We start from the raw sequence: 18759 nt of genomic DNA on the forward strand, positions 1-18759 counted from the left end.
ACGGCAATGGACCGCCTGACAGAAATGGAAGCATTCGCGACAGTCGTCGATCAGGGTGGTTTTACTGATGCGGCCAAGAAGATGGGCATCTCAAAGTCAGCCGTATCCAAACATGTATCCTCGCTCGAGGCACGCCTTGGTGCCCGCCTGTTGAACCGCACCACACGCCGGGTCAGCCCCACCGAAATTGGCCTTGCGTATTACGATCGCGCCCGCCGCGTGTTGAATGATGCAGGCGAAGCAGATGCGTTGGTCACCTCGATGCAATCGGCCCCTTCGGGCCTTTTGCGCATTTCGGTCGCGACGGATTTCGGGGTAAATTATCTTTCCCCCGCCCTTTCCGGCTTCCTTGAGGAATTTCCCGATATCACCGTGAACATGGTTCTGAACAACCGCTACGTTGAATTGATCAGCGAAGGGTTTGATATGGCCGTGCGCATCGGAGAGTTGGAGGACAGCACCCTGCGTGCGCGCAAGCTGACTGAAACCACCAAACGCATGATCGCGTCACCGGGGTATTTCGAAAAATACGGGCGTCCCGAAAAGATTGATGATCTGAACGACCACAAGCTGTTGCACTATTCGAACCAATCGAGTGGAAACATGTGGAAACTGACATCGCCATCGGGCGAAAAGCGTCAGGTGCGCACCGCCGGCTGGTTGTCTGTTAATGATGGGCAATCACTGCTGAACGCCGCTATTTCGGGCCTTGGCATCGCATATTTGCCCAGCTTTTTATATGCCGACGCGATGGCAAAAGGCCTTGTTGAGGATGCCATTCCTGAACTGCCGCTGGAAACCCAAGGCATCTATGCCGTCTACCCGCCCGGTCGTTTCACCCAGCCCAAGGTTCGTGCCTTCATTGATTTTCTGGCGCATGAATTTACGGACAAAGGCCCGAACAACTGGTGAATACACCCCTGCGGTGCAACTGACCTAAGCAAAATGATATCAACCCTCGCTCACCACCTAGGAAGCGAGGGTTTATCACTTCTTGAAGGTCAATCCCGCGACAGCAAAACTGCCTCGACCCTGCGGTTATCCTCGCGACCCTGCGCGGTAAGGTTTGATGCGACGGGGGCAAGATAGCCCATGCCTTCGGCCTCGATCTGGTCGCCTGAAATGCCGTAGCTTTCAACCAACCTGTCACGGACAGCCGCCGCCCGGCTGCGCGACAAGGCGATGTTCGGGTCAAGCGCTCCAACGCTGTCGGTATGCCCGACCAGCGCAATTCGAACGGTGGGCTGATCTTTTAGAAAAGTGGCAAGCCGTTCAAGGGTGCCTGCGCCTGCATCGCCCAATGTGGCGGTGCCCGAGGTGAAATCCAGCCCGCCCAATACCGCATGTCCTTGGCTTAGCAATAGCTCGGCGATGGCATTGCCCCCCGGATCTGACGCGGGCGCGCCGGGGGCCCGAACAGTCCCTACAGCGTCCGCCTGAATGATCTGCACATAAGCCGAAGACGCCGCCGTGCTGGCCAGCACAGTGATAATCGACGTAGGTGCCGTTAGCGGGCCCTGAACGGCGGTGACGAAATGATAGGACCGAATGTTGACGTACATGTTCGGGCCCGGCAGCGTTTCAACGGCAAACCGAAAGTCAAAACCGCCACAGGCCACAGCACCGCAATCCAGCACGATGTCATACCCCGCCGCAGTCAGCTGCGACCGCAGCGGTCGCAACACCTGTAAAGGCGTCAGGCCCGACGTCTCCAGCCGCCATGCAGAGCGCGCGACATCCCCCTCAACGGTCACCGTATCTAGCGTGCCATTCAAAAACGGGCCAACCGGTGCAACATAGCTGTCAGGTCCGGTATTTCGCTCAACCGTTAGGCGCGCGGATTGCGGCAATGACAACTCTACCGCAGCGGCAGGTGCCGCAAAGGCCAGCAAAACAAAAGCTGTGACGCGCAGGATCATCTGAACTGCGCGTGATAGGCTTCGTTTGGTTTCATGTTGGTGGCGCTGGCCACACGGTTGGTCATGTTAAAGAACGCCGCGACCGATGCGATGTCAAAGATATCGCGGTCGGTGAACCCCACATCGCGCAGCGCCTGACGGTCGGCTTCGGTGGTTTTGGCGCTGGCCACGGTCAGGTTTTCGGAAAACTCCAACATCGCGGTTTGGCGCGCATCCAGATCGGCGACACGCCAGTTCATCACCATCTGTTCGCCCAAGATCGGGTTGTCCGACAATTGCCGCACCGCAGCCCCGTGCGCGGTCAGGCAATAGTAGCATTTGTTCACCGACGACACGACAACCGCAATCATCTCGCGTTCCAGCTTGGACAGGTTCGATGCGCCCAGCATCAGATCGTTATACATCGCGGTAAAGCTGTTCAGCTTGTCGATATCAAACGCATATGTCTGCAAAACATTCGGGATCATGCCGAGCTTTTGCTGGCAAACGTCAAAGTATTTTTGCGTCGCTTCGGGCAGCGGATCAACCATTGGCAGGTCAAGGGCGGTCGGGGCGTCGTTGGCCATCTTGTGGCTCCTTTATTCAGCGGATTGGCGATAATGATAGTCGCCCACATGGGCAAAGCCCAGCCCTTGATAAAGCCGGTTCGCGGGCACATTCGCCTTTGTGCAAAGAACCGCCACATGGCTAGCACCTTGGGCCTGCGCCCACGTGGCCGCGCGGCGCATCATCCATTTGCCGACGCCCATACCACGCTGGTGTTCCAGCACCTCGACCGCATGTACCATGCACACGCCATCATGGATCGCGGCAAAGGCCACGCCACCGGGTTTTTCCTTCCAGCGCGACAATATCGCTGTCTTTTTCGCGGCGCGCCGCATCACGTCGATACGGGCCGGGCCAATGCCACCCTTGGCCCAAATCTCAAGCATGATGGCCAGCGGTTCCCAAATCTCGAACGCGGTGACAGGGGGGATCGGCACGTCGGTCAACCCTTCGACGGGCAGGATATAGATGTTCACGGGATCGATAATCTCGTATCCCCGCGCGGCCAGTTCAGCATCCAGCGCATCATCGCCCTGCCGGATCATAAAAAGCGGCGTTTGGTGCATCGCGCGCATGGCGGTCTCGGCAACACCGATATCCGCGCCCGGGGTGGCCAGCGTCGCGGCGGAGGCACGTTTGCCCCCACCTTGCCCGTCCCGCAGGGTCCAGCCGTTCTCTGTCCAACGCCGCGCTGCGGGCCAGGTTTGATCAATCACTTCATACAGTTGTGGGATCGTCAGCGTGGTCAAAACGCCGCCTCCAGTTTTTTCACAGCCGCGTCGATGTCGGCCTGATTGCTCCCCCGGATCACAATATGCGCACCGTATTTGCCATCTTTCTGAAACGGGTATGATCCAATCGACAGGGCCGGATGATCCTTGGCAATCTGCCCCAGCGGCCCCGCAATATCGCCTTCGCCACGGTCGATGCGCAGCGTGGCGCTTAGCAGCGGCGCGCCGCCGGTCAGGGTGGGCAGGACGGTGGCGACCATCGCCTCGAACACAGACGGGACCCCTGCCATCACATGCACGTTCTCAAGCGTAAAGCCGGGTGCCGCTGAAACCGGATTATCAATCAACGTCGCATCATCGGGGATACGAGCCATGCGCAACCGCGCCTCGTTCAGCTCGGTACCGGATCGCGCGTAATGCGCTGCCAGAATCGCACGAGCGTCGTCGCGCACGTCGATATGTTTATCAAAGGCCGCCGCGATGCAATCGGCGGTGATGTCATCATGGGTCGGCCCGATACCGCCGCTGGTGAACACAGTATCATAGACTTTTGACATCGCCTGGACCGCCGCAATAATCGTGCCGTGTTCGTCGCCGATCATGCGCACCTCTTTCAGGTCGATCCCCACGCTGGTCAGTTGCCCCGCCAGATGGTGCATGTTGCTGTCGCGCGTGCGCCCCGACAAAATTTCGTCGCCGATCACAATCATGGCTGCGGTGGGGTTTGGCATGGGCCTGTCTCCTTGAGGGGGCTGTGATTGACGTATAGGTCACACCCTATGCGCTTTCAAACTGAACTTGTCCCCGCCCGTCTGATCCGCCGCTACAAACGGTTTCTAGCCGATTGCACATTGGACGATGGCCGCGAAGTGACCGCCCATTGCGCCAACCCCGGATCAATGATGGGGCTGGCCGACCCCGGCATGCGGATCTGGCTGGAACCCAATGACGACCCCAAACGCAAGCTGAACTATGGCTGGCGCTTGGTTGATCACGAAAACGGGCATTTCACCGGCGTCGATACGGCCCTGCCCAACCGCGCCGTCAAGGCCGCGTTGATGGCAGGGGATGTGTCTGCCTTGGCAATGTATGAAACCGTTCGGCCCGAGGTGAAATACGGTGAGAACTCGCGCATCGATTTCCTGCTGACGCAACCCGGTCTGCCCGATGCCTATGTCGAGGTGAAATCAGCGACCCTGTCGCGGACCCCCGGATTGGTGGAATTCCCCGACAGCGTCACAGCACGGGGGGCAAAACATTTGGCCGAACTGGCGCAGATAGCGCGGGCAGGACATCGTGCCGTTTTGCTGTATCTGGTGCAGCGAACCGATTGCACCGCCTTTTCCGTCGCCCATGATATTGACCCCACATATGCCGCCGCATTTGCCGCAGCACGGGCCGTAGGGCTGGAAACATTGGTCATCGGTACCCATATCAGCCCTCAACAGGTGACTTTGGGCACAGAGTTGGCCCTAAAGGGTTGACCTGCACGGGCCCTTGGACCATCCCGAACGAAACAATACAGACCTACGGAGATACCGGTGATGAATGAACACCGAGGACGCCAGACAAAAGACGGTATTCGCATTTACGACCCATCCGATTTTGCAGGTATGCATGCGGCTGGCAAACTTGCCGCGCAGATTCTGGATGATATCGCCGCGCATGTTTTCGTGGGTCAGACAACCGGAGCGATTGATGGCCTGATCACCCAGATGGTTGAAGACGCAGGCGCAAAATCTGCGACAATTGGCTACAAGGGCTATCAACACGCCAGCTGTATTTCGATCAACCATGTCGTTTGCCACGGCATCCCCGGCGACAAGAAACTGAAAGACGGCGATATCCTGAACATTGATGTCACCGTGATTGTCGACGGTTGGTATGGCGACACCTCGCGGATGTATGTCGCGGGCAAATTGCCCCGCAAGGCCGAACGCCTGATCAATGTCACCCATGACGCCCTGATGCGCGGCATTGAAACCGTCAAACCCGGCAATACCTTTGGCGATATCGGCCACGCGATCCAAAGCTTTGTCGAAAGCCACCGGATGAGCGTCGTGACCGATTTCTGCGGGCATGGCTTGGGCCGCGTTTTTCACGCCCCGCCCAATGTTTTACATTATGGTCGCCCCGGCACGGGGTCGGTTCTGGAACCGGGCATGTTCTTTACGATTGAACCGATGGTCAATCTGGGGCGCGCGGAAACCAAGGTGCTGTCGGACGACTGGACAGCGGTAACCCGCGACAAATCGCTGTCTGCGCAGTTTGAACATTCCATCGGCGTGACCGAAACGGGGTGCGAGATTTTCACCCTGTCGCCCGCCGGCAAGTTCCACCCGACCTATTCCAAAGACTAAGCTTTGCGCTTGGCCATCTTGAGCTCGATCACAGCCCAAAGCACGCTGCCTGCATAGGCAAAGCAGCAGATCACAAGTGTGGCCCAAGGGAAACTGACCAGACAGGCAATAAAGCTTGTGAAAGCGATCAGGAAATAGGTCACGTTGCTGCGCGAAAAGCTGACGGATTTAAACGACCATGTCGGGATGCGGCTGATCATAACCCACCCGACAAACACGATGTAAAGACAGGCCAGCAAGTCTGGCATCGCCGCGCCGGGGCCAAACGCACAAGGCAGATAGATCGGCAGCATCACCAGCATTGCGCCCGCTGGCGATGGAACGCCGGTAAAATACCCGCCATCATCCAATGGTGTTTTGGTGCGCGAATCCACGTTGAAACGCGCCAACCGCATTACGCAGCATACGGCGAATACCAGCACTGCCAACCAGCCCGCGCGATAGAAATCTTGCAAGCCCCAGAAATACACCACCAAGGGCGGTGCCACCCCAAAGTTGACGAAATCCGCGAGGCTGTCCAGTTCAGCACCGATTTTGCTATCGCTGCCCAGATAGCGCGCGGCGCGTCCGTCCATGCCGTCCAGGATACTGGCCAGCGTGATCAGAAACACCGCCAGCGCAAATTTATCCTCGGCCGCAAAACGGATCGCCGAGATACCCGCACAAATCGCGGCAATCGTCAGCATGTTCGGCAGCAGCTGAAACAGCGAAAACTCGACCTTTGCTTTATCGTTGGGGGCGAGATTTTTATCCGGCATTTATGACAGCTCTGCCAATATGGTTTCACCAGCCACCATCGTCTGGCCAATGCTTACCTTGGGATTGACCCCTTCGGGCAAATACACATCCACCCGCGATCCGAAACGGATCAAACCAAAACGCTGGCCTGCCTGCGTATGCGCCCCGGGCTTGGTAAAGCAAACAATGCGCCGCGCCACGAGGCCCGCAATCTGCACCACGGCAACGTCACGCCCATCGTCCATTTTAATACGCAGGCTGTTGCGCTCGTTGTCCTTGCTCGCCTTGTCCAGCGACGCGTTAAAGAACTTGCCAGCACGGTAGGCAATGTTGGTGATCTCGCCCGCGACCGGTGCGCGGTTCACGTGGCAATTAAACACGTTCATGAAGACGCTCACACGGGTCAGCGGCGTATCGGCCATCCCCAACTCGGCCGGGGGAACGGCGGGTTCAATAAGCGAAATAATACCGTCTGCGGGGCTGATCACCAGATTGTCGCCCTTTGGCGTCACGCGCTCAGGATCACGGAAGAAGTAATAGCACCAAACTGTTGCCCCGACGCCGATCCACCCCAGAAACTCGGCCAGCAAAAACAGAACCAAAGTAATTGCGGCAAAGATCGCCACAAACTTGCGCCCTTCTGGGTGCATTGGTTTGATAAAGGTACTGGTCATGCTCAGGCTCATGGGGGCGTCTTTCCATTGGAATAATTGACTAGCTCATAAGCGTAAGCGGGGTGAATGCAAAGCCTGAACAGATTTTCGATCAGCTCACGTTTAAAAGAGTAATCCAGGTGTCGCCATATTTTCTTTTGTCGATGCGGGTAAATCCGTCGGGCGGGTCTATCGCCGTGCTTTCTTCCCACACGATCATCGCGCCCTTGGCCAACCACCCACCGGCCAGCGCCTTGGCAAGGGCCGCCTGCCCCATCGCTTTGCCATAAGGCGGGTCAAGAAACACCAGATCAAAGGGGGCCGCGATCCAACCGCCAAGCGTCGTGGCATCAGACCGCATTAGCGTTGTTTCACCTTCGGCGCGCAGTTTCTTGATATTCTCGGTAATCAGTTTTTGCGCGACACGCCCGTTTTCAACAAACACCACATCCCGCGCGCCACGCGACAGCGCCTCGAGGCCCAGTGCGCCGGTGCCTGCAAACAGGTCCAGTACATGCGCGCCGTTGATCACATTATGCGAGATCAGCATCGAAAACAAGCTTTCTCGCACGCGGTCTGACGTGGGTCGCAAATGCGCCTCTGCATCGCCTTTGCCGACCTCGGCCAGTTGCGTGCCACGCGATTTTCCGGCGATGATCCTCATGCTTTCAGCAATGCTTTCAGGTCAGTTTCAGGATTTTCGATCAGCTCGGGCGCGGGGGATTTACCCGCCTCGATCAGCCGTCGCCCGATCATAAAGCCGCGCGGGTCATTCATGGCATCCACGGCCAGCAATTCGGCCCCTTTGTAATACCAAAAAGCAACTGAATCCTCATCCGTCCGTCGGGTAATCACACGGTCATACCCCGTGTTCAGGCCTGCAATCTGCAATTTCACATCGTATTGATCTGACCAGAACCAAGGCTTTGCGACGTATTCCTTATCCGCGCCCATGATATTTTCGGCGACGCATTCCGCCTGATCAATGGCGTTTGGTACCGATTCCAACCGGATGCGCGTGCCATGATAGGGAAAAGATGTGCAATCACCCGCAGCCCAGACATTCGACGCGGATGTATGCCCATGGCTGTCGGTTTTGATCCCGTTATCAATCTCGATCCCTGCCGCCTCGGCCAGCTCTGTCGCTGGGCCAATACCGACCCCGACGATCACAAAGTCAACCGGCAGCTCGGATCCGTCGGACAGATGTGCCGCTGTAACATGAGTGTCGCCGATCAACCGCTCAAGGCCCACACCCTCGCGGATGTCGACGCCGTGGGACCGGTGCAGATCGCGGAAAAAATCCGAGGTTTGCGGGGCTGCGACGCGCTGCAAGATACGGCCGCCCATTTCAACCAAGGTCACGTGCAACCCAAGTTTGGATGCTACCGATGCCGCCTCAAGGCCGATATATCCGCCACCCACAATCAAGACGCGCGCGCCTTTCGTAAAACGCGAACCCATCGTATCGACATCGACGAGATCGCGTACCACATGCACGCCCTCCAGCGCGCCGCCAACGCTGGCAGGCAAACGGCGCGGCACCGATCCTGTGGTCAGCACCAAGCTGTCATAGGCCATATCATCGCCGTTCACGCGGATCGTTTGGGCAGCGGTATCAATGCTGTCGACATGGGTGCCCAGCATCAGATCGATATCATAATCGCTATAGAAGCTTTCGGGACGCAGAAACAGGCGCTCAAGCGTCATGTCGCCCAGCAGATACGCCTTGGACAGGGGTGGACGTTGATAAGGCGGCACGGTCTCGGCCCCAATCAGCGTTACCTTCCCCTCAAAGCCGGAATTTCGCAGCTTGACCACACATGACGACCCCGCCTGACCTGCCCCGATAACAACGACATGTCCCATGCTGCACCCCTACTTAAAAAATCGGTTTCCCGCCTGCGCCCAAAACCTATATCTAAGCACAAGACAAACGCAATGACATGGAAGGTCAGACATATGACGATTTCTCAAGGTGATACGCTCCCCGACGCTACGTTGATGCAAATGGGTGCCGACGGCCCCGCGCCCGTGCAAATGGCCGACAAGGTAAAAGGCCGCAAAGTTGTGGTTTTCGCGGTGCCGGGCGCGTTTACACCGACTTGCCATTCTGCGCATGTGCCCAGCTTTATCCGCACCAAAGACCAGTTCGACGCCAAAGGCGTGGACGAGATCATCTGCATTTCCGTCAATGACCCCTTCGTGATGCAGGCATGGGGCGATGCGACAGGTGCCTCGGCTGCCGGCATCACCATGCTGGCCGATGGCAACAGCGCCTTTACCAAGGCGATTGGCATGGACTTCACCGCTGAACCTGTTGGCCTGATGGCGCGGTCCAAGCGCTATGCGATGCTGGTTGAGGACGGCAAAGTCACCCTGTTCCAAGCCGAAGAAAGCCCCGGCGTTTGCGAAACCTCCGGTGGCGAGGCACTGCTGGACAATATGTGATCCGGCTCACGCCTAAGGTTTAAAACACAAAACGCCGCCCCGATATGGGCGGCGTTTTTGATTTTTGCGGGTCGATGCCCCTGTCAGGCCGTGCCGAACAAGCCATCCATCTTGCGCGCCAGCTTGGCGTCCAGCGCGCTTAGCCCGTCACAATCATGGGTCGTTAGCGTCACGATCACCTTGCTATACACATTTTCCCACTCCGGATGATGGTTCCATTTTTCCGCCCAGATGGCCGCGCGGGTCATCCAGCCAAACGCGTCCGAGAAATCGTTAAACTTGAACGTCTTCACGATCGCGTCACGCCCATCGACCATCGCCCAGCCTGTTGCAAACAAGGGGGCGAGCACGGTTTTCCGGGTCTCTTCGCTTAATTTTTCGCTCATTGTTGTTCCTCAATATTTACCCGCTTAAACGGGCCATAATCTGTCAGTATGTCGATTTCGTGATCTACGGCGGCACGTTCTTGCTGCAGATAATCCCCCACCGCGCGGGCAAATCCCTGATCTCGCATCCAGTGCAGCGACCATGTTGCGGTGGGCAGATAGCCGCGCGCCAATTTGTGTTCGCCTTGGGCTCCTGCCTCTACGCTTGCCAGTTTCATGTCGATCGCAATGTCGATTGCGCGATAATAGCACAATTCGAAATGTAGGAACGGATGGTGCTCGTTGCACCCCCAGTACCGTCCATATAACACGTCAGCCCCGACAAAGTTCAGCGCACCGGCAATCCATCGCCCATTCCGCCTTGCCAACACTAATACTATGTCATCGCGCAGGGTTTCCTGAGCAATATCAAAGAACTGGCGCGTCAGATAAGGCGTGCCCCATTTGCGCGCGCCGGTGTCTTGGTAAAACTCCCAGAACGCATCCCAATGTTCAGGCTCGATCTGGTCACCGGTAAAGGTTTCAATCGTGCCGCCAAAATCCTGCGCTTGCAGACGCTCTTTGCGGATGTTCTTGCGCTTGCGCGAACTGAGCGTCGCAAGGAAATCATCGAAATCAGCATAGTCGTGGTTCTGCCAATGAAACTGCTGGCTTTTGCGCGCCATCAATCCCAATTCTTCGGCCGCCATCGCCTCGGCCTCAGTGCAAAAGGTGATGTGTAGTGACGACAGCCCGTTGTTGTCCGTCAGTTGTACAGCCCCTTGGATCAACGCGGCCATGGCTGCGTCTTCAAATCCCGGACGGGTCAGGAAGCGGCGGCCTGTGGCGGGAGTATGGGGCACGGCAATTTGCAGTTTGGGGTAGTACCGCCCGCCTGCACGTTCCAACGCGTGGGCCCAGTTGTGGTCAAAGATATATTCGCCCTGACTGTGGGATTTCGCATACATCGGCGCGACCCCGATGATCTGCCCGCCGATTGACGCCGCCAGATACTGCGGCTGCCAGCCTGTACCTGGGCCAACGCTGCCGCTGTCCTCCATCGCGGATAGGAAACGATAGGTGGTGAACGGATCATTTGGCCGCCCGCCTGATGCGGTCTCGGGGCAGGCGCAGGCATCCCATTCGGCCTGACCAATATCGGCAATCTTCGGAAATATTCGAATTTCGATTTCTTGCGCGCTCATGCGGGTGTCCCGGTTGCCATGGGTTCTATCTGTGGTCAAAGTGCGCCGGTTCAAGCGGCTGGCAAAGCGTCGTAGCCCTCGAACGTGATATTGTCGGCATATTGCCGCGCCGTCGCTTCGATTTCGGCACTGCGGACGGTCCAACAACACACCATCGCGCCCGCCTTGCGCAGGTCGGCCACGCGGGGCCGCGACAGGTCATCGACCTCGTGGCTGATATAACAGGCGGCGGACCGGTCGTAATCGGGTATCTCGCGAAGTCGGTCGCAGGTCGCCTTGGACAGCGGCCAATCGGCATAACGATAGGCGCTGGTGACGATCCCGCGCGGCAGGTTTGGTGCAAGCTGCGCCATTAAGGCGACCGAATTCGGATTGAACGACATAACTGCAACGTCGCCGTCATAGCCCTGCAACGCTTGGGCGGTCATCTTTTCCAGAGGACCAATATTGTTGCCCATGGCCCCGTCTTGATCCTTGACCTCGACCAGCAACGGCACACGCCCGCCAATGAGCGTCAGGATTTCTGGCAATGTCCGTATCGTATCGGTACCGCCCTTCAGCGTGATCTGTGCCAGCTCGGCCGCGGTGCGTTGCTGGATCGGTCCTGTCTCAGCCGTCAGACGATCCAGCGCATAGTCATGAAACACCATCGCTTGTCCGTCGGCGCTCAGTTGCACATCCAGTTCGATGCCATAGCCGCGGTCAATCGCAGCGCTAAACGCGGTCGGGCTGTTTTCAGGCCGTCCCGCGTTCAGATCATGAAAGCCCCGATGCGTAAAAGGTGCTTTTACAAGAGATTTGGGAAAGCTCATGCGATCTCGAAAATGCCTTCGATTTCGACGGCGACACCCAAGGGCAAGGATGCAGCAGATACCGCAGAACGTGCATGCCGCCCTGCATCGCCTAGGGCCTCGACCAGAAAGTCAGACGCGCCGTTGATCACCTTGGGCTGATCGGTAAAATCGGCGGTAGAGTTCACAAAACCGGTCAGTTTCACCACACGCACCAGACGTTCGATATCGCCACCACAGGCCGCTTTGACTTGCGCCAACAGGCTGATCGCGCAGGTTTTGGCGGCAGCCGCACCGGCATCAACATCCATCGTATCACCAAGCTTGCCTTGGATCAGACCGTCTGGTCCGTTCGAAATCTGACCAGAGACATAGACCGTGTTCCCGGTCTTTACGAAAGGCACATAGTTGGCCGCAGGGGCAGGTGCGTCTGGCAAGGTGACGCCTAGATCGCTGAGACGTTTGGTAAAGCTCATGGGGTTCTTCCTTTGAAATCAGGTATTTTCGAGCGACAGGTTAACCCTGCAACGGCAAAACGGAAAGGGGGCATCAACGCAAGAAAATCGCAGGTTCTGACAACGGCGGCACCCGATACACCCTTGGTACCACTACAGGCGCTTTGCAGTGATTAAGAAACAGACCAACCCGCCCTACCGGTCGCCGTCTTGCCCGCCGCTGCTTGATCCGCCGCCAAAGATATCGCGCAGGACCTGATCAATCAGGCTCAGCGGGTTTTGCGGCTGCGGTGCGGGGACCGGAACTTCGGTCACGGCGGGGGCCGGTATGATCATCGGCAAGGGCCGCACAGGCAGCCCCTCGTGGACCCGCTCCATCACCTCTTTCCAGATTTCCGTCGGCAATCCGCCGCCCGATACACCTGTCAGGGGCGTGTTATCGTCGTAGCCCATCCAGACGCCAGCTACATATTCAGCCGAGAACCCGATGAACCACGCATCGCGGTTGGCTTGTGTGGTGCCTGTCTTGCCTGCCAGTTCGCGCCCGCCAAACTGCGCCCGCCCGCCGGTGCCTTCCGACACGACTTTCTCCATCATATAGACCAGTTGCAGAGCGGCATCTTCTTGGATCACCCGTTCGCCAATACCGCCGCCCGTGCCCATCAAAGGCTCACTATCACCAAGCAGCTTTAGATCAATCAAACCGTAGGGCTTCACCGAAGACCCGCCGTTCAATATCCCCGCATAAGCACCCGTCATCTCAAGCAGGGTGCTTTCGGATACGCCAAGCGCCAGCGCCGGACCGACGGCCAGGTCGCTTTGGATGCCGAACTGTGTTGCAACTTGGCTGACCACATCGCGGCCCACGCTTTCCGAAACTTTGACCGCCGGAATATTAAGCGAATCCTTTAACGCGGTGGTCAGCGACACCTCGCCTTTGAACTCTTTGGTATAGTTCTTCGGGCACCATTGACCCGATCCGGGAATGTTTAGGCAATAGGGCGCATCTTCGATCAGATCATTGGGGGAGTACCCCAGATCAAGCGCCGCAGCATAGATGAACGGCTTGAACGACGAACCCGTCTGGCGCATTGCTTGGGTCGCGCGATTGAACGCACCAGCCACCTTGGTCTTGCGCCCCCCGACCATCGCGCGCACGGCACCATCGGCAGACATCACCACAACAGCAGCTTGCGCCTTGGACCCTTCGCGCACCTTGTTCTCAAACACCCAGCTTAACCCGGCCTCGGCGGCCTTTTGGATGCGTTGATCCAGCGTCGTCTTGATAATGACGTCTTCGGTCGTGTTGCGGGTAAAGAATTCAGGCCCCGACGACATAACCCAATCCGCAAAGTACCCGCCTGCTTCGGCTTCGGCGGCCTCTGACAGCTCCGCCGGATGTGCAATCGCATCCTCTGCCTCGGCTTGGGTTAGATACCCCTGCTCTTCCATCAGACGCACAACCGTGGCCGCACGGCTTTGCGAGCGGTCAAGATTGTTCGTGGGCGACAATGTGGTGGGGGCCGTCAGCAACCCTGCCAACATTGCGCCTTCGGCAGGGCGCAGAGCGGTTGCTGGCTTGCCGAAAAAACGTTGCGCGGCGGCCTCGGCCCCGAATGCGCCGCCGCCCATATAGGCGCGGTTCAGATAGATCGACAGGATATCATCCTTGGAATACTTCACCTCCATCGCCATGGAATACAACGCTTCCTTGGCTTTGCGACTTAGCGAAGAACGGCGGCAGTCGGCCTCGTACTCGCGTTCTGTTTGACCCGAGGATGGATCGTAAGGTTCTCCCAGACACAGCAGTTTTGCGACCTGCTGTGTGATGGTCGAGCCCCCATGACCCGACAGCGGTCCACGCCCTTCGGACAGATTGATGCGCACGGCAGAGGCGATCCCGCGCGGGGACACACCAAAATGACGGTAGAACCGTTTGTCTTCTGTCGCGATGACCGCGTTCTTTAGATGTGGTGATACGTTTGACGCGTTCACAACACCGCCGAACTGGTCCCCGCGCCACGCGAATACGTCGCCATTGCGATCCAGCAAGGTGACCGACCCGCGCGCGCGACCGTCAAGCAGCGCATCAAGCGGCGGCAGCGTCGTATAGAAATACCCTACCGCACAGGCCAGCAACAGCACGATCACCAGCGTTACCCGCGAGACGATCTTCCAAATCAGGTTCAATATCCAACGGATCACAGCGCTGAAAAACCCAAGGATACCGCCACGGCGTTTGACCGGCTTGCGTTTTGCAGGTGTCTTTTTGGCAGGCTTCTTTTTGGCCGAGACTGCCGCCTTGCTGCTATATCGCTTGTCGGCGACCATAGGCCGCTTCCGCTTGGATGAATCACTCATTTACTGCTCGCTCGACCGTTCTTTTTCGCCACTCTACCCTGCATGCTATCGATTGTTTAGCGCTGAGGCTGTTGGCGCGCGTCTATTTTTTGCACAATATTTAATCATTTTTACCTTTTAGCACAATTAATGTGCAAATGTGCCTAGTGATGAGGCCGTCACGCGCCCTTTAACCTATCTTATCAATCCAAAGTCCCGCTTCTCTTCTCAGGCATCACGCAGGAAGAACCTGCATTCTAGAAGAGGGACTTTAGGTGAAACTCATCATAGCAACAATTAAGCCTTTCAAGCTTGAAGAGGTCCGCGAAGCGCTGACCGACGCAGGCGTACGTGGGTTGATGGTAACAGAAATCAAGGGCTTTGGCGCCCAGTCTGGCCACACAGAAATCTATCGCGGCGCTGAATACGTCGTGAACTTTGTGCCCAAGGTAAAACTTGAATTGGTCGTCGCGGACGCGTTGGCCGATCAGATGGTCGAAACCATCACTCGCACCGCCCACACCGGCAAAATCGGTGACGGCAAAATCTTTGTGCTCGATGTCGAGCAGGCCGTGCGTGTGCGCACCGGTGAAACCGGCGAAGACGCCATTTGACCCTTAACGCTTGAGGAAATGACGAAATGAAATTACGAATTCTCCTTCCCATGGCCGCCACAGCCGCGCTGTTGCCGACATTGGGCTTTGCACAGGACGCCGAGTTTGCAAGCGCGTCCGAGACTGCATTCATCTTCAACACATTGCTATTCTTGATCGGTGGCTTCCTGGTCTTCTGGATGGCCGCTGGCTTTGCCATGCTCGAAGCGGGCCTTGTCCGTTCCAAGAACGTGACTACACAGCTGACAAAGAACATAGCGCTGTTTTCGCTGGCCGCCATCATGTATTGGCTGGTTGGCTATAACATCATGTACCCGGGCGACGCCTGGATCATGCAAGGCGTGTTCGGCACCTTTGGCACCAAAGACATCAAGACAGCGATCGACGCAGGCGGCTATTCCAACGCGTCCGACTTCTTCTTTCAGTTGATGTTCTGCGCGACAACGGCGTCCATCGTTTCCGGTACCTTGGCCGAACGTATCAAACTGTGGCCCTTCCTGATCTTCACGATCGTTCTGACCGGCTTTATCTACCCGATCGAAGCAAGCTGGCAGTGGGGCGCAGGCTGGTTGTCTGACGCAGGTTTCTCTGACTTTGCTGGTTCCACATTGGTTCACGCAGCTGGTGGTTTCGCAGCCCTTGCAGGTGCCATCATCCTTGGGCCACGTATCGGTAAGTACAAAGACGGCCGTGTGATCCCAATGCAGGGTTCGAACCTGCCGCTCGCCACGCTGGGTACGTTCATCCTGTGGTTGGGTTGGTTCGGCTTTAACGGTGGTTCGCAGCTTGCTATGGGTTCGATGATCGACGCTGACGCTGTTGCGCAAATCTTTGCCAACACCAACATGGCGGCGGCTGCCGGTGCTGTTGCGGCGATGATCCTGACGCAGATCCTGTACAAAAAGATCGACCTTACCATGCTGCTGAACGGTGCGCTGGCGGGTCTGGTGTCCATCACTGCGGGTCCGCTTGACCCGACATTGTTTGGCGCGCTTTGGATTGGTGCAGTTGGCGGTGTGATCGTTGTCTTCGCGGTTCCATTCCTGGACAAGCTGAAAATCGATGACGTCGTCGGTGCGATCCCAGTACACTTGATCGCCGGTTTCTGGGGCACGTTGGTTGTTCCAGTCTACACCGACGGTACGTCCTTTGTGACACAGATCATCGGCTTTGCGTCCATCGGTGCATTCGTCTTTATCGTGTCGCTGGTTGTCTGGCTGATCCTGAAGGCCACCATGGGCATCCGCGTCAGCGAAGAAGCCGAGATTACAGGCCTCGACGTGTCGGAGCTGGGTATGGAAGCATATCCTGAGTTCTCGAAGAGCTAAGATATCTGACATTAAGAAACTTAGAAACCCGGGCGTTCGCGTCCGGGTTTTTTCGTTTGCCGCAGGGCGGACGGGCAAAAAAATAGCGCCGCGCTGGGGGACAGCGCGGCGCTATTGAATATTTAAGAAAGGGTGAAGCGACAGGTCGGCTTAGATGCCCACGTCGATGATTGCCTTGGCGAGGATAGGAACCGTTTGGGTATTCAGCCCTGCAATGTTCATGCGGCTGTCACCGACCATATAGATGCCATGGTCAACGCGCAGCTTTTCGACCATTTCGGGCGAGGTGCCGAGGCGCGAGAACATGCCGCGATGTTCAGCAAGAAAACCAAAGCGGTCAGAGCCCGAGAGCCGCTGCAATTCACTGGCAAGCTGGCTGCGCAGGCCCAGCATGGTGTTACGGATATCCTCAAGCTCGGCCATCCAGTCGGTGCGCAGGGCATCGTCGTTCAGGATCGTCGCCACAATCCGCGCGCCGTGGTCGGGCGGGAAGCTGAAATTCTGGCGGTTCAAGAAAGCCAGCGTCGCCTGGTTCAGGTTCTGCGCGGAGGCATCCGAGGAAACGGCCATCAAGATGCCGGTGCGTTCGCGGTAGATGCCAAAATTTTTGGAGCAGCTGGCTGCGATCAGGCATTCGGGCACCGCCGCTGCGACCTTGCGGGTTGCTGCGGCATCTGCATCGAGACCGTCACCGAAACCTTGGTAGGCGATGTCGATCATCGGGGTTGCGCCGGTGTCTTGCAAGACCTTGATCACCTCGTCCCACTGCGCAGGGTTAAGGTTTGCGCCGGTGGGATTGTGGCAGCAGCCGTGCAGCAAGATCACATCGCCCTTTTTGGCGGTCTTGAGGTCGGCCAACATACCGTCGAAATCAACGCCACGGGTTTCATCATCAAAATAACGATAGGGCACGGTCGCCATGCCAAGGTATTTCAGGATCGACAGGTGGTTTGGCCAGGTCGGGTTTGACACGAAGACACGCGCGTCGGGGCGTGCCATCTGGATCAGTTCAAACGCTTGACGAATGGCACCTGTGCCACCGGGGGTAGCAGCGGCCCCAACATTGGCGCGGGGCACCGCACCGCCCAACACCAATTTGACCATCGCGTCGCCAAAGGCAGGATCGCCGGCCAGACCGGTATAGCTTTTGCTGTCTTGGTTTTCCCAGATCTGGTGTTCGGCAGATTTAACGGCCCGCATGACCGGGGTCAGCCCTGTCGCATCTTTGTAGACGCCCACGCCAAGGTCGATCTTGGTCTCGCGGGGGTCGTCCTTGTACATCTGCATGAGAGCAAGGATTTTATCGGCGGGCTGCGCCTGAAGGTTTTCGAGCATTATGCGTCTCCGGTCGCAACGGGCACTGTGGGGAACATCCCCCATTCGGCCCAAGATCCATCATATAAAGACCAGCTTTTGTGGCCCATCCGTTCCAGCGCCAACCCCAGAACCGCCGCTGTAATGCCCGAGCCGCAGCTGGTGATAACCGGGCGCGACAAATCAATGCCAGCCGCCTCGAAGGCGGCCTTCATCGCGTCGACGGATTTCATGGTTTTGTCTGCGTTCAGCAAATCGGTATAGGGCAGATTCCGCGAGCCAGGGATATGGCCTGCACGCAACCCTTCGCGCGGCTCGGGATCATCGCCACGGAACCGGCCCGCCGCGCGGGCGTCAACGATCTGCGGATCCTTAAGCTTGGAGGCTTGGGCCACCTGTGTCACGTCGCGTACCAGCTGGTTTTGAAAGCGAACAGTCATGTGACGGTCACGCGGTATCGGGGGCATATCTTCGGTCTTGCGCCCCTCGGCAACCCATTTGGGCATGCCGCCATCCAAAACTGCAACGTTGTCCTGACCCATCAGCTTGAACAGCCACCAGACCCGGGCCGCAGACATCAGGCCCGCGCCGTCATAGACAACAACCTGATGGCCATCGCCGACGCCCATCGCCCGCATGCGCGACATGAATTTTTCTGCCGGAGGTACCATGTGGGGCAAGTCAGATCGCGCGTCGGAAATCTCGTCTATGTCAAAGAAACGCGCGCCGGGAATATGGGCCGCGTCATACTCGGCCTTTGGATCGCGGCCCATGTCCGGCAGATACCATGACGCATCCAGCAAACGCAGGTCGGGATCTTTGATATGCTGTGCCAGCCAGTCGGTTGAAACAAGTGTTTTGGGATCGTCGGACATCGGTCAGCCCCCCTTTGAGAACAGGTTTTGCTATGCCTAACCGCGCTGGCAGGAGCAGGCAAGGGTGCGGCGGG

General features: G+C 57.6%; 21 protein-coding genes. 6 read left to right on the plus strand and 15 right to left on the minus strand.

Annotated elements, in window-relative coordinates:
* The first annotated feature begins 6 nt into the window (after positions 1–6).
* Positions 7–912, plus strand: a complete 906-nt coding sequence (locus BM347_RS14155; protein WP_093917323.1) for a LysR family transcriptional regulator — start codon at positions 7–9, stop codon at positions 910–912.
* A gap of 89 nt (positions 913–1001) precedes the next feature.
* Here BM347_RS14155 and BM347_RS14160 read toward each other — a convergent pair whose 3' ends face one another.
* Genes BM347_RS14160 through BM347_RS14175 form a run of 4 tightly spaced genes read right to left on the minus strand, consistent with a single transcriptional unit; the run spans position 1002 to position 3927 of the window.
* Complete coding sequence (locus tag BM347_RS14160; RefSeq protein WP_093917155.1) at positions 1002–1919, minus strand: OmpA family protein; 918 nt, start codon at positions 1917–1919, stop codon at positions 1002–1004.
* Positions 1916–2485, minus strand: coding sequence for a peroxidase-related enzyme (locus BM347_RS14165; RefSeq protein ID WP_093917156.1), 570 nt, complete (start codon positions 2483–2485; stop codon positions 1916–1918). The genes BM347_RS14160 and BM347_RS14165 overlap by 4 nt, the downstream gene beginning before the upstream one ends.
* Before the next feature lie 12 nt (positions 2486–2497).
* Positions 2498–3214 (minus strand): GNAT family N-acetyltransferase, encoded by a 717-nt coding sequence (locus tag BM347_RS14170; protein WP_175498586.1) that lies wholly within the window; start codon positions 3212–3214, stop codon positions 2498–2500.
* Positions 3211–3927, minus strand: coding sequence for a competence/damage-inducible protein A (locus BM347_RS14175; RefSeq protein WP_093917157.1), 717 nt, complete (start codon positions 3925–3927; stop codon positions 3211–3213). Before BM347_RS14175 ends, BM347_RS14170 begins: the two co-directional genes overlap by 4 nt.
* A gap of 48 nt (positions 3928–3975) precedes the next feature.
* Between BM347_RS14175 and sfsA the strand changes: the two genes are divergently transcribed.
* Complete coding sequence (sfsA, locus tag BM347_RS14180; protein WP_093917158.1) at positions 3976–4680, plus strand: DNA/RNA nuclease SfsA; 705 nt, start codon at positions 3976–3978, stop codon at positions 4678–4680.
* Positions 4681–4740: 60 nt separating this feature from the next.
* The gene (gene map, locus BM347_RS14185) at positions 4741–5556 is read left to right on the plus strand and encodes a type I methionyl aminopeptidase (RefSeq protein WP_093917159.1); all 816 of its coding nucleotides are present in this window, start codon (positions 4741–4743) and stop codon (positions 5554–5556) included.
* Here map and pssA read toward each other — a convergent pair.
* The 4 genes from pssA to BM347_RS14205 all read right to left on the minus strand — a co-directional run bounded on the left by pssA (position 5553) and on the right by BM347_RS14205 (position 8816).
* Positions 5553–6314, minus strand: a complete 762-nt coding sequence (gene pssA / locus BM347_RS14190; RefSeq protein ID WP_093917160.1) for a CDP-diacylglycerol--serine O-phosphatidyltransferase — start codon at positions 6312–6314, stop codon at positions 5553–5555. The two genes, map and pssA, sit on opposite strands and share 4 nt — an antisense overlap.
* Positions 6315–6980 (minus strand): phosphatidylserine decarboxylase, encoded by a 666-nt coding sequence (locus tag BM347_RS14195; protein WP_093917161.1) that lies wholly within the window; start codon positions 6978–6980, stop codon positions 6315–6317.
* Positions 6981–7059: 79 nt separating this feature from the next.
* On the minus strand, positions 7060–7611 hold the full coding sequence (gene rsmD / locus BM347_RS14200; protein WP_093917162.1) for a 16S rRNA (guanine(966)-N(2))-methyltransferase RsmD: 552 nt from the start codon (positions 7609–7611) through the stop codon (positions 7060–7062).
* A complete protein-coding gene (locus BM347_RS14205) occupies positions 7608–8816 on the minus strand; it encodes an NAD(P)/FAD-dependent oxidoreductase (RefSeq protein ID WP_093917163.1) in 1209 nt (402 codons plus the stop codon). The genes rsmD and BM347_RS14205 overlap by 4 nt, the downstream gene beginning before the upstream one ends.
* Before the next feature lie 93 nt (positions 8817–8909).
* Between BM347_RS14205 and BM347_RS14210 the strand changes: the two genes are divergently transcribed.
* Positions 8910–9398 (plus strand): peroxiredoxin, encoded by a 489-nt coding sequence (locus tag BM347_RS14210; RefSeq protein WP_093917164.1) that lies wholly within the window; start codon positions 8910–8912, stop codon positions 9396–9398.
* Positions 9399–9481: 83 nt separating this feature from the next.
* Here the strand turns inward: BM347_RS14210 and BM347_RS14215 are convergent, their stop codons facing one another.
* The 5 genes from BM347_RS14215 to BM347_RS14235 all read right to left on the minus strand — a co-directional run bounded on the left by BM347_RS14215 (position 9482) and on the right by BM347_RS14235 (position 14575).
* Positions 9482–9784, minus strand: coding sequence for a 4a-hydroxytetrahydrobiopterin dehydratase (locus BM347_RS14215; RefSeq protein ID WP_093917165.1), 303 nt, complete (start codon positions 9782–9784; stop codon positions 9482–9484).
* Complete coding sequence (locus tag BM347_RS14220) at positions 9781–10968, minus strand: GNAT family N-acetyltransferase (protein ID WP_093917325.1); 1188 nt, start codon at positions 10966–10968, stop codon at positions 9781–9783. Before BM347_RS14220 ends, BM347_RS14215 begins: the two co-directional genes overlap by 4 nt.
* 50 nt (positions 10969–11018) lie before the next feature.
* A complete protein-coding gene (locus BM347_RS14225) occupies positions 11019–11780 on the minus strand; it encodes a glycerophosphodiester phosphodiesterase family protein (RefSeq protein WP_093917166.1) in 762 nt (253 codons plus the stop codon).
* Positions 11777–12235 carry a RidA family protein gene (locus BM347_RS14230; RefSeq protein ID WP_093917167.1) on the minus strand — a complete coding sequence of 153 codons (459 nt, stop codon included), beginning with the start codon at positions 12233–12235 and terminating at the stop codon, positions 11777–11779. The genes BM347_RS14225 and BM347_RS14230 overlap by 4 nt, the downstream gene beginning before the upstream one ends.
* Positions 12236–12409: 174 nt before the next feature.
* Positions 12410–14575, minus strand: a complete 2166-nt coding sequence (locus BM347_RS14235; RefSeq protein ID WP_175498587.1) for a transglycosylase domain-containing protein — start codon at positions 14573–14575, stop codon at positions 12410–12412.
* A 254-nt stretch (positions 14576–14829) separates the two neighbouring features.
* Here BM347_RS14235 and BM347_RS14240 point away from each other — a divergent pair, with 254 nt between their 5' ends.
* Both BM347_RS14240 and BM347_RS14245 read left to right on the plus strand, forming a co-directional pair.
* Complete coding sequence (locus BM347_RS14240) at positions 14830–15168, plus strand: P-II family nitrogen regulator (protein WP_093917169.1); 339 nt, start codon at positions 14830–14832, stop codon at positions 15166–15168.
* Positions 15169–15194: 26 nt separating this feature from the next.
* Positions 15195–16496 carry an ammonium transporter gene (locus BM347_RS14245; RefSeq protein WP_093917170.1) on the plus strand — a complete coding sequence of 434 codons (1302 nt, stop codon included), beginning with the start codon at positions 15195–15197 and terminating at the stop codon, positions 16494–16496.
* Between the two features lie 150 nt (positions 16497–16646).
* Here BM347_RS14245 and BM347_RS14250 read toward each other — a convergent pair whose 3' ends face one another.
* Together BM347_RS14250 and sseA are read right to left on the minus strand one after the other, a co-directional pair.
* Positions 16647–17831 (minus strand): amino acid aminotransferase, encoded by a 1185-nt coding sequence (locus BM347_RS14250; protein ID WP_093917171.1) that lies wholly within the window; start codon positions 17829–17831, stop codon positions 16647–16649.
* Positions 17831–18685: a 3-mercaptopyruvate sulfurtransferase gene (gene sseA, locus BM347_RS14255; protein WP_093917172.1), complete on the minus strand. Its 855-nt coding sequence runs from the start codon at positions 18683–18685 to the stop codon at positions 17831–17833. The genes BM347_RS14250 and sseA overlap by 1 nt, the downstream gene beginning before the upstream one ends.
* Between the last annotated feature and the right edge of the window lie 74 nt (positions 18686–18759).

Origin of the sequence: Sulfitobacter marinus (assembly GCF_900116285.1) — a bacterium.
Lineage (GTDB): Bacteria > Pseudomonadota > Alphaproteobacteria > Rhodobacterales > Rhodobacteraceae > Sulfitobacter > Sulfitobacter marinus.

Coding starts and splice junctions, on each gene's coding strand:
- sfsA (WP_093917158.1), top strand. CDS start 3,976: ATGCGCTTTCAAACTGAACTTGTCCCCGCCCGTCTGATCCGCCGCTAC.
- BM347_RS14235 (WP_175498587.1), bottom strand. CDS start 14,575: ATGAGTGATTCATCCAAGCGGAAGCGGCCTATGGTCGCCGACAAGCGA.
- rsmD (WP_093917162.1), bottom strand. CDS start 7,611: ATGAGGATCATCGCCGGAAAATCGCGTGGCACGCAACTGGCCGAGGTC.
- BM347_RS14155 (WP_093917323.1), top strand. CDS start 7: ATGGACCGCCTGACAGAAATGGAAGCATTCGCGACAGTCGTCGATCAG.
- map (WP_093917159.1), top strand. CDS start 4,741: ATGAATGAACACCGAGGACGCCAGACAAAAGACGGTATTCGCATTTAC.
- BM347_RS14250 (WP_093917171.1), bottom strand. CDS start 17,831: ATGCTCGAAAACCTTCAGGCGCAGCCCGCCGATAAAATCCTTGCTCTC.
- BM347_RS14220 (WP_093917325.1), bottom strand. CDS start 10,968: ATGAGCGCGCAAGAAATCGAAATTCGAATATTTCCGAAGATTGCCGAT.
- BM347_RS14175 (WP_093917157.1), bottom strand. CDS start 3,927: ATGCCAAACCCCACCGCAGCCATGATTGTGATCGGCGACGAAATTTTG.
- BM347_RS14205 (WP_093917163.1), bottom strand. CDS start 8,816: ATGGGACATGTCGTTGTTATCGGGGCAGGTCAGGCGGGGTCGTCATGT.
- BM347_RS14210 (WP_093917164.1), top strand. CDS start 8,910: ATGACGATTTCTCAAGGTGATACGCTCCCCGACGCTACGTTGATGCAA.
- BM347_RS14195 (WP_093917161.1), bottom strand. CDS start 6,980: ATGAGCCTGAGCATGACCAGTACCTTTATCAAACCAATGCACCCAGAA.
- sseA (WP_093917172.1), bottom strand. CDS start 18,685: ATGTCCGACGATCCCAAAACACTTGTTTCAACCGACTGGCTGGCACAG.
- pssA (WP_093917160.1), bottom strand. CDS start 6,314: ATGCCGGATAAAAATCTCGCCCCCAACGATAAAGCAAAGGTCGAGTTT.
- BM347_RS14245 (WP_093917170.1), top strand. CDS start 15,195: ATGAAATTACGAATTCTCCTTCCCATGGCCGCCACAGCCGCGCTGTTG.
- BM347_RS14215 (WP_093917165.1), bottom strand. CDS start 9,784: ATGAGCGAAAAATTAAGCGAAGAGACCCGGAAAACCGTGCTCGCCCCC.
- BM347_RS14165 (WP_093917156.1), bottom strand. CDS start 2,485: ATGGCCAACGACGCCCCGACCGCCCTTGACCTGCCAATGGTTGATCCG.
- BM347_RS14225 (WP_093917166.1), bottom strand. CDS start 11,780: ATGAGCTTTCCCAAATCTCTTGTAAAAGCACCTTTTACGCATCGGGGC.
- BM347_RS14230 (WP_093917167.1), bottom strand. CDS start 12,235: ATGAGCTTTACCAAACGTCTCAGCGATCTAGGCGTCACCTTGCCAGAC.
- BM347_RS14160 (WP_093917155.1), bottom strand. CDS start 1,919: ATGATCCTGCGCGTCACAGCTTTTGTTTTGCTGGCCTTTGCGGCACCT.